The following is a 15,060-nucleotide window of genomic DNA, read 5'->3' on the forward strand; positions in this document are numbered from 1 at the left end:
CGGCAAAAAACCCCCCCCCCGCCCAACCCCCCCTCCTCGGGGCACCCAAATTTACCCCAAAACCGCCCGGCCCCCCCCCGGGCCGGCCCGCGATTTCCTGCCTATTGCGGAGTCATCGATGTCCAGCCCGGAAAATCCGATCCTGTCGGTCAGTCGCGTGGAGGCCGTCTACAACGGCGCCATCGCCGCCCTGCACGGTGTCGACCTGTCGGTCGGCAAAGGCGAGATCGTCGCACTGCTCGGCTCCAACGGCGCCGGCAAGACGACCCTGCTACGCGCCGTATCCAATCTCCTCCCGGCCGAGCGCGGTACTGTTACCGCTGGCCGGATCACTTTCGACGGCGAGGATGTCTCCAGGGCAACCCCCTCTCACCTCGTCCGCAAGGGTCTGGTCCAGGTCCTCGAGGGCCGACACTGCTTCCGCTCGCTGACGGTCGAGGAGAACCTTCTGACCGGCGCGCTCGGGCATTCGTCTTCCCGCACCGGCGTCAAGGCCGACCTCGACCGCGTCTATGCGCTTTTCCCCAGGCTCACCGAGAAGCGCCGAACCCGGTCCGGCCTCACCTCCGGCGGCGAGCAGCAGATGACGGCGATCGGCCGCGGTCTGATGTCGCGGCCGAAACTCTTCGTGCTGGACGAGCCTTCGATGGGGCTGGCGCCGCTGATCGTCGACGAGATTTTCAGCGCTTTGAAGCGGCTCAATCGGGACGAAGATCTTTCGATCCTTGTCGCCGAGCAGAATTCGGCAGTGGCGCTGAAATATGCCGACCGCGCCACCGTGCTCGAAAACGGAAAGAGCGTGCTGGAAGGGTCGGCCGCCGACCTGCGCCAGCGCGACGACATCAAGACCTACTATCTCGGCGGCACGCCGCTTCCATCGCAACATTTTCCCCAGGAGACCGCAGCATGACCATCCAATCGAAGCAGCCGTCCGATATCCGCAGCGCCGTCCCCCCGGTTGAGCGTCCGTCGGCCAGAGCGCATGTCATCAAGACCGACGCCGAGGCGATCGCTGTGGCGGAAAAACTGGCCGCAGACTTCGCCAAGGACGCCTCCAGGCGGGACCGCGAGCGCATCTGGCCGAAGGAAGAGCTCGATGCGTTTTCGCAGAGCGGCCTGTGGTCGATCAACGTGCCGAAGGCCTATGGCGGACCGGAACTCTCCTATGTGACGCTGTCGAAGGTGATCACCATCATCTCGGCGGCCGATCCGTCGCTCGGCCAGATTCCGCAGAACCATCTCGGCGTCGTCGCCGCCATCCGCACCGTCTCTGACGAGGCCCAGAAGCAGTTGCTCTTCGCCGAAGTTCTGTCCGGCACGCGGTTCGGCAACGCGTTCTCGGAATTCGGCTCCAAGCGGGCGGCCGACTTCGAGACCAAATTCGTCGACGCTGGCGACCACGTCGTGGTCAATGGCCAGAAATTCTATTCCAGCGGCGCGCTGCTCGCCCATCTGGTGCCGATCGTGGCGCTCGATGACGAGGGCCGGGCCTGGTATGCCATCGCCGATCGCGGCGCGCCCGGACTGACGGTCATCGACGACTGGTCGAGCTTCGGCCAGAAGACGACGCTGTCCGGCACAGTCCTGCTCGACAATGTGAAAGTGCCGAAGACGCATCTCGTCCCCGGCTACAAGGGCTATGACCGGCCGACGGCCGACGGCGCCATCTTCCAGATCATCCAGGCTGCTGTCGATCTCGGCATCGCCAACGCGGCGATCGACGAAACCGTCAGATTCGTGCGCACGAAGTCGCGCGCGTGGATCGACAGCGGCGTCGATCATGCCTGGCAGGATCCCTACACGATCCAGGCCGTCGGTGACCTTCGCCTGCGGGCCAATGCGGCGCAGGCCGTTCTGGACAAGGCAGGGCTGGCGGTCGACCGCGCCGTGGCCGATCCGAACGATAAGACCGTCGCGGAAGCGCAGATCGCGGTTGCCGAATCCAAGATCCTCACCACCGAGATCGCCATCAACGCCACCAACAAACTGTTCGAACTCGCCGGCACGCGATCCACACTGGCCGAGCACAATCTCGACCGGCACTGGCGCAACGCCCGAACCCACACGCTGCACGATCCGGTGCGCTGGAAATACGCGATCCTCGGCAACTATTACCTGAACGACGTCAATCCGCCGCTACACGCCTGGAGCTGAGCGAGAACGCCGTAAAGTCATAGAGGACTGTTCATGAGCACTGCCATCCCCGACAGGATCAAGGTCCTGTGGTTTCTTCCGACCCATGGCGACAGCCGCTATCTCGGCACCTGCGAGGGGGGCAGGGCGGTCGACCTGCCCTATCTGACCCAGGTCGCCAAGGCCGCCGACGCCATCGGCTATTACGGCGCGCTGCTGCCGACCGGCCGAAGTTGCGAGGACAGCTGGGTCGTGGCGTCGGCGCTGGCGCCGTTGACGCAGCGGCTCCGCTTCCTCGTTGCCGTCCGTCCCGGGCTGCAGTCGCCGACGCTCGCGGCGCGGATGACCTCGACGCTCGACCGCATTTCGGGCGGGCGCCTGCTCATCAACGTCGTCACCGGCGGCGACCCGGTCGAGAACAAGGGCGACGGCATCTTCCTCAGCCATGACGAGCGCTATGAGGTGACGCGGGAATTCCTCGATATCTACAAGGCCGTGCTGCGCGGCGAGACCGTTGCCTACGAAGGCAGACATTTCCGCATCGAGGACGGAAGGCTGCTGTTCCCGCCTGTGCAGACGCCGCATCCGCCGCTATATTTCGGCGGCTCGTCGGAGGCGGCCAATGCGGTCGCCGCCGCGCAGATCGATAAATATCTGACCTGGGGCGAACCGCCGGCTGACGTCGCCGCAAAGGTCGACCATGTGCGCGGCCTTGCCGAGAAGGCCGGACGCCAGGTGAGTTTCGGCATCAGGCTGCATGTCATCGTTCGCGAAACCAATGACGAAGCCTGGGCCGATGCCGACCGCCTGATCAGCCGCCTGGACGACAAGACGATCGCCGAGGCGCAGAAGGTTTTCGCGCGCATGGATTCCGTCGGCCAGTCGCGCATGAGCCGGCTGCATGGCGGCCGTCGCGACAAACTCGAAATCAGTCCGAATCTGTGGGCCGGTGTCGGCCTGGTGCGTGGCGGCGCCGGCACCGCTCTGGTCGGCGATGCGGCTACGGTGGCGGCACGGATCGATGAATACCGGCGCATAGGCATCGATACATTCATCCTGTCCGGTTACCCGCATCTGGAGGAAGCCTATCGCTTCGGCGAACTTGTGTTGCCGCAGCTGCCACTCGATCACGAGATCTCAACGCGGCAGACGGCCGTCAACATGGGCCCCTTCGGCGAAACCGTGGCCGGCGACCATCGCCCGTCGGCGCTGCGCGCGAGCCAGTCTTGAGCGCCAGCGCACCGATCATAGCGATTGTCGGCGGCGGCTTTTCAGGTGCGGCGACTGCGTTTCATCTGGCGCGACTGCTCCCGGCCGGTGCATCCGATATCGTGGTCGTCGAGCCCCGCGAGGGGCTCGGCTATGGTCTGGCTTACTCCACGGCCGATCCGGCGCATCGTATCAATGTGCCGGCGTCGAGAATGACGCTGATCTCCGGCCAGGACAGCCACTTTGCCGACTGGCTGGAGCAGACCAGAGCCATTGTAGACGATGCCGAGGCTATTGCCGCCTACGGAGCACTCTACCCGCAGCGTCGCGTTTTCGGGCGCTATGTGGAATCTCATCTCCGGCCCTTCCTTCTCAGCAAAACGATCCGCCATGTCAGGTCCGCCGTCGCATCGGTCGAGCGCACCGGCGAGGGCTACCGTCTGATCCTCGCTGATGGCGGGACGCTCGCTGCCGACGCCGTGGTGATTGCGACGACGCATCCGCCGCCGGCCTTGCCGATGCCCCTGAAGTCCGTGGCTGGCACAGCCGGGCTGGTGGCCAATCCCTATGATCTCGAGAGGCTGGAAGCGATCGGCCGCGACGACCGTGTCCTGGTCGTGGGCACCGGACTGACGTCGGCGGACGTGATTGCAACGCTCGACCGCAAGGGGCATCGTGGCCACATCGTCGCGCTGTCACGCCACGGCTATCGCTCGCGCAGCCATGCCGCGATGCTGGCCGATCCAATTGGCGATTTCACGACCCTTCCTTCACGCAGCGCAACGGCACTATTCAGGCGCATCCGGGTAACGATCCTTGATGCCAAGCGTCGGGGCGAAGACTGGCATCCGGTGCTCGATGCCGTCCGACTTCAGGGACAAACCATCTGGCAGGCCTTGCCGCTGGCCGAGCAGCGACGTGTGGCACGCCATCTTCGTGCGCTCTGGGACGTGCATCGCTTCCGCCTCGCGCCGCAAGTTGCGGACGTGCTCGATCGATGCGTCGCCGAGGGCAAGCTTGCCTATCGCGCCGCAACGATTGTCGGCGCCGAACAGGTCGACGGACGCATTTGCGTCAGGCAGCGGCTGCGTGGCCAACGCAGCCTCGTTGTCGAGGCTTTCGACAGTGTGGTCGTGACGACCGGACCGGCGCACGCCGATATCTTGCGGACCAACACGGCGATTGCGGCGCTCGAGCGGATGGGACTGGTCCGGCTCGACCCGATTGGTCTTGGTTTGGAGACCGACAGCCAAGGCCGTGCGGTCGGCACATCCGGGCGCCCGACCGACAGCATTTTCGTCAGCGGGCCATTGGCGCGAGGCAGCGTCGGCGAACTGATGGGAATTCCCGAAGTCACCGCACATGCCGAGCGCATCGCCGCCGAAATTCACCAATGGTTGGGATACCAAACGGCGTTGCGTCGCAAGGCGTCGTGAAGCTGCAAACACGATGAGGCTATCCAGATGACACTGACCGAACGCGTTCCCCTAGTGGAAACCTTAGTGGAAAGCCGGGTTCCCCTGAAATTTGCGATGCGACACCTGGCCGGAGCTGTCTCCGTGGTCACCGCAGGTGTTGGCGACGAACGGACGGGCGCAACCGTTATCACCGCCCATTCCCTATCGGTCGAACCAGAGGTGATGGTTGTCAGCATCAATCTGAACTCGTCTACCTGGGCAGCCATCAGCCGGCATCGGCATTTCTGCGTGAATGTGCTGCGTGCTGACCAGATCGCGATTGCCGACCGCTTTGCCGGGCGCGGTGGCCTGAAGGGGTCGGCGCGCTACGAGGGCGCTCGCTGGTCCAGCCTTGCAAGCGGCGCACTGGCACTCGACGAGGCGCTTGCCGCGGTCGACTGCACGGTTGAGGATACTATTATTCGCCACAGCCACGCGCTGATCCTCGGCAGCGTCCGGCATGTGGTGAGCGGAGAGCCCGGCCCGGCGCTGATCTATCATCACGGCGCATACGGATCGTCGTAAACGTATTTCGGTTCCTGGTGCTTGGCGGCGCGGCGAAGGTCCAGGCATTCAAATGAAGGTCTAATCTAGAATGCCTTGGAGAGAAAACAGTAAAGGCGAGGCAGGTCTTTTGGCGTCCAGCCAGAACCGCAGGCTAGAAGTGATTCCCAGCCATTTTGTCGCCCGTCACAATGTTACAAAACTCATCGTAAGTAGTTGATTTTATTAGGGATACTTAGAGTTCAATCCTCTCTCGCAGCACCGGATTGTTTCGCTGGCGCATCTTCCAAGGCCTCCTTGACCTGCTCGACGATGATTGTGCGCGGTTGGCGAGGTTGCCGAAAAATGTGGCACCCCGCGACCTGCCGAGTGACACGCGCACAGGCTCGTCAAAAGCTGTGGTCTTGCACACTCACCTCACGGCGCTCGCACGCGCCATGATGCGCGCGGGGAAGGCGTTCCAGTCTGCCCTGCTGCAGGCGGCTTAACAAAGCTTGCAGCCGGGAACAACCACTCAACGACTCGCGTTTCTTGCCAAGGCCCGCTTCTTTTGCAACGGGGCGGCGGGCGTCGAAGGCTCGCAAATGTCGCGCCGGCGTTTCAATCGCACTCGCCTCAGCCCTCACGATTTGGCTATTTGTGAACGCGTGTTTGATCAGGTTTGCGCAGATGAGCACATTGACCCTCTAAGCCTGGATGCCGAAGCCTTGGCGGTGATGATTGTCGCAATCTTCCGAAACGTGACTACCAATGAGCGCGAACTGCTGGAGGAAGTTAGGTCTCTTCGTCGCTCAAAAGGCGCAGAGAAGGCGCACTAGCTAGGCGGCGTTCCGAGGCGACTTGGCCTAGTCCCGCTTTGGCACAGCCGTTTGGCATCTGAATTGCTCATTGAGAATCGCCAGAGTGTAGCCACCGAGCTTGCGAAGGGGACGGAAATGGGCTTAGCCGAAGACTTATCGGATGTCGCGCTCACATTCGAATGTCCGGATTGCTTGCATCCGGCGGTAAGAAGGGGCTCTGCACTAAGAACAATCGCGCACTTCAGATGCGACGGGTGCAACGCCAAGGTGCGGATGACCTATCCGCAGAAGCTCGCGATCTTCGAAAAGCACAGGCTATTGGCCGCAGGCGACCGCCGCCAGCGAGGTCAGGAACACTACGGTGCCCGCAACATCGATCGGGTCGCCGATGCGGCCGAAGTGGCTTCGCGACCTCTGCCGCGTGCGGCGACGCGTGCTTAAGCCTTCCTCATCCGCGCGACCTTTACGCATGTTGACCATGACAATGCGGTCAATCGGAATAATTCGGGCGAAGGGCTCGTTAGTTCTTTAGGCGGTGCTAAAATACGGCAAGTGTCCGAATGCCATTTCATGAAGCCCGCCAGACAGGCTGCGGCTCGCTCTGGCCTAACCTCGAAGGGAACCAGGGATGAAAATTTCGACTTCTCTGACAAGACGAAGTGTTGTCGCCGCGCTGGCGCTGACCGCCGCATCGACGTCGGTATTGCCTGCCGACAAGGCGCTCGCGCAGACGAAGAAAACCACATCCGAGAAAAGTCTGTATGAGCGGCTGGGCGGCGTGTTTGCCATCGCAGCGGTGATCGATCACTTCAGCGACGCCGTCGTGAGGAACCCGATCGTAGGCCAAAAGTCCAAGAATCCGCAGCTGCGCAAATGGCACACCAAGAACCTTGAAAGGTTGCCCGGCCTCAAGTTCATGCGCACGCTGTGGGTCTGCGACGTTTCTGGCGGGCCCTTCAAGTTCGTCGCCACCAAGCCCGGCACGACGCCGCTCGGCCTCGAGGAGGCGCATCGCGACCTGCGGATTTCCCCCGCGGAATTCGATGAGGTCGCAGCCGAACTCGGGCGGACCTTGGATCATTTCAAGATTCCGAAGCCTGAGAAAACCGAAGTCCTGGAAGCTTTCGCCGCCCACAAGGACGAGGTCACCGCCGGCTACGTCAAGCGGGGCTGAAGCGCTTATATCGCGCGGGCATTCGTTCTGAGCATGGCGCGCGTCGCCGTGAGGCGCGGCCGCAGCTCAGCGCGCAATTTTCCGATGGTTCCTACTCCGAACCTGCCCGAGCTGTCTCCACTCTGAGCGACCCTACCGGCAACGGCCGCAGGAGTTCAGCCTCGGACCTCGTGAGATGGATCCAGGCCGCCCAGTCCGATGGCCGCAGCACAACCACTTGCCGGTTGTGATATGGCGCCACGTCCGGCCCTGGCTCGCTCGTCAGCATCGTGAACGTCGGCGGCTTGTTGCCGACACCCTCGCGCCACAGCCCGGCAATCGCCATGAACGAATGGCCATTCAGCGTGAACCTGTGCTTGGTTTTTGGATATTTCGTTCCCGTGAATTCGAAGAATGCCGACGCCGGAACGAGACAGCGCTTGCTGTTGCTGAACTGCCGGCCCTCCGAGCGAAAGTTGAATACAGGTCCGCCTTTTGGCCCGGCCGGGGGAAAGCCGAATGTCATCGACGCCAGTTCGATTGCGTCGCCGGCGGCGCGCATTACAGGTGCGGGGTCGTTGATGTGGATGTCATCCGCCTGCGGCAGATCCAGTTCGGTTTGATGGCTGGGGATTTTGAGCGCCAGCGATTCCATCATCCGGCAGTATTCGGCCCAGGCGATGTGCTGCTCGTAGTCATTGCACATGGAATGGCTCCGCACGCTCGATCGAGATCAGTTCAATATAGCGTTTATCGGTGGGCGCCGATTGCTGGGGGATTTGATATAAGCCTATTTGGGCCGGCGTGCGGCAGCGATGGCCTGCAACAGATTGATGCTGTTCACGTCGGGTTCGCTGGATGCGGCAACGGCAAGTGCGGCGGCTTCGGCTATTTTCGCGACGTCGTCGCTGCTGATCGTTCCACGCTTTTCCAGCAGATTTACGAGTTCGACAACGAGAAGAAAGGCGTTCACACCATATCGTTCGGCTCTGAGCTCGAACTCGCCTCGAGCCAATTTCTCCGCGTCTCCTTCAGCCCGTTTGTCCACGTTGGCGTCCTCTCCTATGGCTACACGCTATTAACGCTTAGCACGAATGGTTTAATCCTTCGAACTGGCCACAACCTTCGCCAGTTGCCCGGCATAGTGTCGCCGGGGGCAGGGGCATGGGTTCAGCCAAGGATGAGACCAACCAACAGAACGGTAATAATAAAGGACAACACGACGGCAAGTAGCCCGCATGCTTCCAAAGTGTTGGTTTGCCAAGCTTTCGTCGGGCGCCTCCGGTTTGAATTGCCGTTTCGCGAAACAAACTTCATCGGGCACCAGATCGGACGCGGAGCCGGCTTGAACTTGGCAAAGCGCTCCTCTTCATCGGCCCGGAAGGCATCTCCGCGAAACTCCGGAGCACCGTATGCGCGGCGCCGGCCTGCCTTTCATCGACGCGGGCCATCACCAGTACGACACCTTCTGCGATCTTCGGCTTGCGCGGCTTCTGGGCAGAATTGGCGAAAGTTCCGAGAAGCACGCCGGCAAAGCCGCCCCACGCCGCACCGACCAGGGCCATGCCGGTCATCCCCGCGGGATCAACGTCTTGAACTCCAAAAGCGCTGAAGCCGGCCAACAGACCAGCCGTGGCGCCAAGTGCGGCACCAGCAATCGCACCCCGCCAGAGAGCGCTCATCTCATCGTCGTAATATCCAGCAACGCTGATCGGTTCATCATTGTCGTTGTAAGATCCGACCACGCTGATCTGGCGGCGGCGAATCCCGGCAGCCTGAAGTCTGGCCACGGCACGTGCTGCCTGGGCATGGGAATTGAACAGTCTGCTGATTGTTTGCATTACGCCCAGGCCCGACGCCTGTTCGGAGCGTCGGGCCTCTCCTCCCTGGCTTGAACTCTTCCGCCCGGACGCATCTTCGTCGCGCCAAAGCTCACCACAACGTGAACCAGCCGGCTACGTTCCTCAGCGGGGGCTTCGGTCCAATCCTGGAGTATCCTGCTTGGGACCTAAGTCTGACCAGCTTGGGCGCGCTGAGGCCATGCCGAGCGGGGACGGTCGCCGGCTCGAAGAGAGGGTTCAGATGCTATCGCAGACCCAAAAAGCTCAAAATGGCGATTACGATCACGATCGCGCCGACCAGCCAGATAATGTTGTTCATCATTGCACTCCTTCGCCTCCGGGCGGGGCGCACGCCGGGGCGAAGCCCGCCACGCAAGTAGAATATTAGATACGGCTAAAGGTTCCTCGCGGGGCCTCACTGTCGAAAGAGCCCACCGCACCAGTCGGCACGGCGGGCGACGCAAAGTTTCACCCCGGTGGGGGCAGAAGACGGAGTTGCGTCCAGGCTCAGCTGATGCTCCTGGACCAGTTATCAACCTGGCGCTCTGCCTCTTCCTTGGCGATGCCATATCGCTCCTGGATACGCCCCAAGAGCTGGTCCCGGTTGCCCTCGATCCGATCAAGATCATCGTCGGTGAGGTCTCCCCACTGCTCTTTCGCCTTGCCTTTGAACTGCGTCCATTTTCCCTTGATTTGATCCCAGTTCATATGTTCCTCCTTGCTTCCTGGGCCCGCACTGAAGCGGAGCGCGGACCGATCAGCATTCGATCTCGGTAATGCATGAAGATTAGCAGCCGCTAAAGGTTCCGGTGCCGGCGCAAAAAGCCCGCCGTGCCCGTGCCTGACTGCGAGCTGATGTTGATGATGTCCGGAGCTTGATGCTCTTTCGCGGCACTATCTTATGCCGTTGAAGGCGCTGACCTTCTTGCCGGTTGGCCTTGGCTGGCAAGCCTCGAAAGGCTACCCGGCAGCATTGTTCTGTCCTTGCCGATCATCAGCACGCCGCTGTCGGGCGCCAACAGTGCCGAGAACGGCAGCATCGCCGCGCCGATCGGCGAGGCCTCGGGGCCGAATTGTCCCGAGACGATTTCCGGCGCCACGATGCCGATGGCGCTGATCCTGTTGAACTGGGTCTGCACCTTTGCCAGCAGCTCGAGATGGATCGGCCGCGGCAGGATGCTGTCGAGGACGATCGCCTCGATGTCGATGACGGAGGTGATGGCGATGATCGCCTCGACCAGCGCATTGGCGCAATCGTCGATCCATTCGGACAGCGGTTCGCGCGCCCCTGGCGGCAAGGGGTCGAGTTCGCGCACGCGGTTGATCTCGATGCCGCGCGATTTGAGATGATTGACCAGCACATAGATCGAAGCGCGATGCAGCAGGCTCTGGTAGCGCGCCGGCTTGGCCGCCACCGAATCGAGGCTTGAAGGCGAGACCGGCAAAGGACCGAGCGCGGCGCTGTTGCCGTGCGGCCCGGTGTGGACCTTGCCGCCTTGCACCAGTCCGCCGCCGACAAAGGTGTCGATCGAGATATGCATGAAGTCGCGGAACCGCGCGCCGGTCCCCTGGATGAGCTCGGCGAGTGCGGCCGATGACGCGTCGTTTTCCACGAAGACCGGGGTCTTCGGCTTTGTGGCGAAAAATGTCGTCAGATCGATTGCTTCCCAGCGGCTGCCGAGGTCGTCGGGAAAGCCGAGTTCCTCGCTCCAGCCGCCGAGGAAATATGGCGAGGCGATGCCGACGCCGACGATGCTGGCATCGCCAAGCCCCTCGACCAGCTTGTCGAAATTGGCCAGCGACATGTTGCCGGCCTTGAGCACCATGTCGGGATCCGGGAAGCGATATTCGTGCGACTCGCGCGAGCGGACCTCGCCGGCAAAGTCGACGAGCACGGCTTCCAGCGCGCGCCGGCCGATCTTGATGCCGACGCTGTAGATACGCTCAGGTGCAAGTCGGTAGAGAGTGGACGGCGATCCGCGTTGCCCGAACCTTTTTCCCACTTGCTTTACGAATCCGGAAGATTCCAGCCCGTCGACAATGGTGGCGACCGCGGCCGGCGTCAGATTTGCGGCGCGCGCCAGATCGGACTTGGATGCCTCCTTCAGGCGGCGAATGGCATCAAGCACGAAGCGCTCGTTATAATGCCGAACCTTGACCGAATTGCTGCCTTTTCCGGACAAAACCGGCGCCTCCCCATTCATTCCCGCAGAGCCACTCCATCCGCTTGCAGCTTTGAGGCTGCCGCGAGGTCGAGCACTCCAATCGCACCCGTGCGCGACGCGACAGTGCCCTTCGCGGCCATGGAAGTCAATTTTCCAGTTGCGGCATTCGGCCATTTAATATAGCAAATTGAAAAAACAGGCCAGGGAGGAAAGGTGCTGCACTTGGGCGCATTAGGCGAAGCCGACGCCATGGTGAAGAGCGACGCGGCTGTCCCCGTTGCCCTGGTTCAGGCGACAAAAGCCTTCGGCGGCACGATCGCCCTCAAGGACGCGTCCTTCGAATTGCGCTCAGGCGAGGTGCTGGCTCTGCTTGGCGAAAACGGCGCCGGCAAGAGCACTTGCGTAAAGCTGCTGGCCGGCGTGTATCTCCCGACCGGCGGCCATGTCGAAGTCGATGGCAAGCCTGTGGTCTTCCATTCGCCGCACGACGCCCGGGCTGCCGGCATCTCGGTCATGCACCAGCACCCCGGTCTTTTCCCTGATCTTTCGGTGGCGGAGAACATCTATCTCGGCCATATGCCACGCGACCGCTTCGGCGGCATCGACAACGCCGCCATGCTTGCCGGCGCGCGCAGGGTGCTGGCGACAGTCGGCCTCGACGTGCCGGCCGAAACCCGGCTCGGAACGTTGCGCACCTCCGAACAGCAACTGGTCGAGATCGCCCGCGCCCTGTCGCTCGACGCGCGGGTGCTGATCATGGACGAGCCGACGGCCGCCCTGTCGCAGCGCGAGGTCGAGCGGCTGTTCACCGTCGTCGCCGACCTGCGGCTGCATGGCGTCGCGATGATGTTCGTCGGCCACCGCATGGACGAGATCTTCCGCATCGCCGACCGCATCGCGGTGCTGCGCGACGGGCGCCTCATTGGCGTCAAGCCGAAGGCCGAGCTTGGCCGCGCCGCTGCCATCGGCATGATGGTCGGCCGCGAGGTCACCGACCTCTATCCGCAACGAAGCCACGCCACCGGCGCACTGGTGCTGGAGGCGAGGGGGCTTTCGCACGCCGGCGGCTTTTCCAATATCGACCTCAAGCTCCATGCCGGCGAGGTGCTCGGGCTCGGCGGCCTGGTCGGCAGCGGGCGGACCGAGATCGCGCGCGTGCTGTTCGGCATCGACCAGCCCGATGCCGGCGAAATCCTGATCGACGGCGAGGCAGTGCGCTTCGCCTCGGCGCGCGACGCCATGGATGCGCGCATCGCCTATGTCTCGGAAGACCGCATGGGCCAGAGCCTGGTGATGGATTTTTCCATCCTCGACAACGCTGTGCTGCCCGTCCTCGACAAGGCAGCCCGCTCCGGCTTCTACGGCACGAACCGCGCGATCAATCTGGTCTCGGACTGGCTGAAGCGCATGAAGCTTCGCTTTTCCGGCTACGCGCAGCCGGTAAAGGAACTGTCCGGCGGCAACCAGCAGAAGGTGGTGTTGGCCAAATGGCTGCGCACCGAACCGCGCGTCCTCATCCTCGACGAGCCGACGCAAGGCATCGACGTCGGCACCAAGGCGGAAGTGCATGCGATGATCGCCGACCTTGCCGCCCAGGGCATGGCAATCATCCTGATCTCCTCCGAAATGCCCGAGCTCATCGGCATGTGCGACCGCATCATCGTCCTGCGCGAAGGCCATCGGACGGCCGAATTTGCCAGGGGCGAAGCGACTCAGGAAAAGGTGCTGGAAGCAGCGACCAAGGCCGGCGAAAGCGCCGATGCGGCGGCACAGGCCGCCGGCGAGGCGAAGAGAAAAGGACCGCTCGACGTACTGAAGCGGCGGGAGTTCGGTCTGCTCGCCGCGATGCTGGCGGTCGCCATCCCCGTCACCATCATCAACCCGCGCATGGTGAGCGCTGCAAATCTGACCGCCGTGTCGATGGATGCCGCCCTGCTCGTCGTTGCAGCACTCGCGCAGATGCTGGTGCTGATCACCCGCAACATCGACCTTTCGATCGCTGCGGTGATCGGCCTGTCGGCTTACATGGCGGCCAGCATGGTCCAGGCCTATCCAGGGCTCGACATCGGCATTGGCCTGATAACCGCATGCGCCGTCGGTGGCGTCGCCGGCCTGATCAACGGCCTCGTCGTCACCAGGGGAAAGATCCCGGCGATCGTCGTCACGCTGGCCTCGATGTCGATCTTCCGCGGCTTCAACTCGATCTGGGCAGCCGGTGACCAGATCAGCGCCGACGAAGTAACGCAAGCCTGGCTCGACATGACCGGCCTGAAGATCGCCGGCGTGCCGCTGATCGTCATCATCGCGATCGTTATCCTGTGCCTGGGCTACGTGCTGCTCTATCGTACGGCGATCGGGCGCGAACTGTTCGCCGCCGGCTCCAATCCCGACGGCGCGCGTCTTATCGGCATCCCCGTCGACCGCCGCATTCTGTTGGCCTTTGGCATGGCCGGCCTGCTCGGCGGCCTGTGCGGCGCGCTGTGGGCATCGCGCTACGCGACCATTGATGCACGCGTCGCGCTCGGCTTCGAACTCACCGTGATCGCGTCGGCGGTGGTCGGCGGCGTCGCCATCCGCGGTGGTTCGGGCACACTGCTCGGTATCATCCTCGGCGCGCTCACGCTGCTCGTCATCAAGAACGGGCTGACGCTGGTGCGCGTCGACCCGCTGTGGCTGCAGGGCGTCTACGGCCTCGTGATCCTGGTCGCCATCGGCATCGACACCTTCATCGTGCGGCGGGCCGAGCAGGCAAGACAGGCGAGGGCGCGGTGAAAAAGTTCCTCCGTTCGATCGACTTCTGGGATCTGCTGCTGGCGACCTCTTGCTTGGCCATTTTCCTCTATGCCGCGATCTTCGTGCCGAATTTCGTTTCCGGCTTCAATCTCTCGCAACTGGCCGCCAGCGCCTCGGAAAAGGCATTGCTGATCCTGCCGATGACGCTGCTCATCATCACCCGCGAGATCGACCTGTCGATCGCCTCGGTGCTGGCGCTGACGTCCGTCGTCTTTGGCTTGCTGGTCCAGGCCGGTGTGCCGACACTTGCCGCAATCCCGTTGACGCTCGTCATCGGCGGCCTGCTCGGCGCCTTCAACGGCTATCTGGTCTTGGGCCTCGGACTGCAGTCGTTGGTTGTGACGCTCGGCACCATGGCGCTCTATCGAGGCATTGGCTACATCCTGCTCGGCACCGGCTCGGTCAACATCCTGCCGCCCGCGGTCGTCGATTTCGGCATCAACAACCTGCCTGGCACCGAGATACCGTGGACCATCGTGCCCTTCCTGGTGCTGGCGCCGGTGTTTGCGGTCGTGCTGCAGAAGACGCCGACCGGCAAGCGCATCTACGCGCTCGGCGGCAGCCCCGAGGTGGCGCGCTATTCCGGCATAAACACGCGCCGGATGGTGCTGAACCTGTTCGTCGTCTCGGGCGTCGTCGCGGCGATGGCCGGCATCGTCTATACCGCGCGCCTTTCCAACGCCCGCGCCAACAATGCGCTCGGCATGGAGCTCGACGTCATCACCATCGTGCTGCTCGGCGGCATCAGCGTCTTTGGCGGCAAGGGCCGCCTGACCGGCGTCATGCTGGCACTAGTCCTGATCGCCATCATCCGCAACGTGCTGGCGCTGAACCAGATCGGTGGCGACGCGCAGGGCATGATCATCGGCCTGCTTCTGATCGGCTCGCTGCTGATCGGCAATTACTGGCGCTCCACACAGGAGATGCTCAGCAGATCCCGCGCAATGCGCGAGACAAAGGGGTGATCTCGGGCCCCTTCCTTCAAGCCCGAATTTTGACGGAGGA

15 protein-coding genes are annotated in these 15,060 nt (G+C 62.9%); 11 read left to right on the top strand and 4 right to left on the bottom strand.

What is annotated here, in order from left to right:
* Positions 1–118: 118 nt before the first annotated feature.
* The 8 genes from NKH60_RS29080 to NKH60_RS29115 all read left to right on the top strand — a co-directional run bounded on the left by NKH60_RS29080 (position 119) and on the right by NKH60_RS29115 (position 7,277).
* Positions 119–910 (top strand): ABC transporter ATP-binding protein, encoded by a 792-nt coding sequence (locus tag NKH60_RS29080; RefSeq protein WP_352618968.1) that lies wholly within the window; start codon positions 119–121, stop codon positions 908–910.
* Complete coding sequence (locus tag NKH60_RS29085) at positions 907–2,154, top strand: SfnB family sulfur acquisition oxidoreductase (protein ID WP_352618966.1); 1,248 nt, start codon at positions 907–909, stop codon at positions 2,152–2,154. The genes NKH60_RS29080 and NKH60_RS29085 overlap by 4 nt, the downstream gene beginning before the upstream one ends.
* 33 nt (positions 2,155–2,187) lie before the next feature.
* Positions 2,188–3,363, top strand: a complete 1,176-nt coding sequence (ssuD, locus tag NKH60_RS29090) for an FMNH2-dependent alkanesulfonate monooxygenase (protein ID WP_352618964.1) — start codon at positions 2,188–2,190, stop codon at positions 3,361–3,363.
* A complete protein-coding gene (locus NKH60_RS29095) occupies positions 3,360–4,778 on the top strand; it encodes an FAD/NAD(P)-binding protein (RefSeq protein WP_352618962.1) in 1,419 nt (472 codons plus the stop codon). The genes ssuD and NKH60_RS29095 overlap by 4 nt, the downstream gene beginning before the upstream one ends.
* A 27-nt stretch (positions 4,779–4,805) precedes the next feature.
* Complete coding sequence (locus NKH60_RS29100) at positions 4,806–5,324, top strand: flavin reductase family protein (protein ID WP_352618960.1); 519 nt, start codon at positions 4,806–4,808, stop codon at positions 5,322–5,324.
* A gap of 473 nt (positions 5,325–5,797) precedes the next feature.
* On the top strand, positions 5,798–6,121 hold the full coding sequence (locus NKH60_RS29105; RefSeq protein WP_352453636.1) for a hypothetical protein: 324 nt from the start codon (positions 5,798–5,800) through the stop codon (positions 6,119–6,121).
* 255 nt (positions 6,122–6,376) lie between these two features.
* Complete coding sequence (locus NKH60_RS29110) at positions 6,377–6,544, top strand: hypothetical protein (protein WP_352618959.1); 168 nt, start codon at positions 6,377–6,379, stop codon at positions 6,542–6,544.
* Between the two features lie 262 nt (positions 6,545–6,806).
* Entirely contained in the window at positions 6,807–7,277 is a 471-nt protein-coding gene (locus tag NKH60_RS29115) for a group I truncated hemoglobin (RefSeq protein ID WP_352541739.1), read from the top strand.
* Between the two features lie 91 nt (positions 7,278–7,368).
* Here the strand turns inward: NKH60_RS29115 and NKH60_RS29120 are convergent, their stop codons facing one another.
* On the bottom strand, positions 7,369–7,962 hold the full coding sequence (locus tag NKH60_RS29120; protein WP_352618957.1) for an SOS response-associated peptidase: 594 nt from the start codon (positions 7,960–7,962) through the stop codon (positions 7,369–7,371).
* A gap of 84 nt (positions 7,963–8,046) precedes the next feature.
* Positions 8,047–8,304, bottom strand: coding sequence for a hypothetical protein (locus NKH60_RS29125; protein ID WP_031211977.1), 258 nt, complete (start codon positions 8,302–8,304; stop codon positions 8,047–8,049).
* A gap of 364 nt (positions 8,305–8,668) precedes the next feature.
* Here NKH60_RS29125 and NKH60_RS29130 point away from each other — a divergent pair, with 364 nt between their 5' ends.
* Positions 8,669–9,151, top strand: coding sequence for a hypothetical protein (locus NKH60_RS29130; protein ID WP_352874296.1), 483 nt, complete (start codon positions 8,669–8,671; stop codon positions 9,149–9,151).
* 453 nt (positions 9,152–9,604) lie between these two features.
* Here the strand turns inward: NKH60_RS29130 and NKH60_RS29135 are convergent, their stop codons facing one another.
* A complete protein-coding gene (locus NKH60_RS29135) occupies positions 9,605–9,805 on the bottom strand; it encodes a CsbD family protein (RefSeq protein WP_023719429.1) in 201 nt (66 codons plus the stop codon).
* A gap of 191 nt (positions 9,806–9,996) precedes the next feature.
* Entirely contained in the window at positions 9,997–11,280 is a 1,284-nt protein-coding gene (locus NKH60_RS29140) for an ROK family transcriptional regulator (protein WP_352453632.1), read from the bottom strand.
* Positions 11,281–11,475: 195 nt separating this feature from the next.
* On the opposite strand from NKH60_RS29140, the gene NKH60_RS29145 reads away from it, so the two are divergent.
* Complete coding sequence (locus NKH60_RS29145) at positions 11,476–14,034, top strand: ATP-binding cassette domain-containing protein (RefSeq protein ID WP_352616626.1); 2,559 nt, start codon at positions 11,476–11,478, stop codon at positions 14,032–14,034.
* The gene (locus NKH60_RS29150; protein WP_352616629.1) at positions 14,031–15,020 is read left to right on the top strand and encodes an ABC transporter permease; all 990 of its coding nucleotides are present in this window, start codon (positions 14,031–14,033) and stop codon (positions 15,018–15,020) included. The genes NKH60_RS29145 and NKH60_RS29150 overlap by 4 nt, the downstream gene beginning before the upstream one ends.
* Positions 15,021–15,060: the final 40 nt, after the last annotated feature.

The organism is Mesorhizobium sp. M1006 (genome assembly GCF_040318825.1).
Lineage (GTDB): Bacteria > Pseudomonadota > Alphaproteobacteria > Rhizobiales > Rhizobiaceae > Mesorhizobium.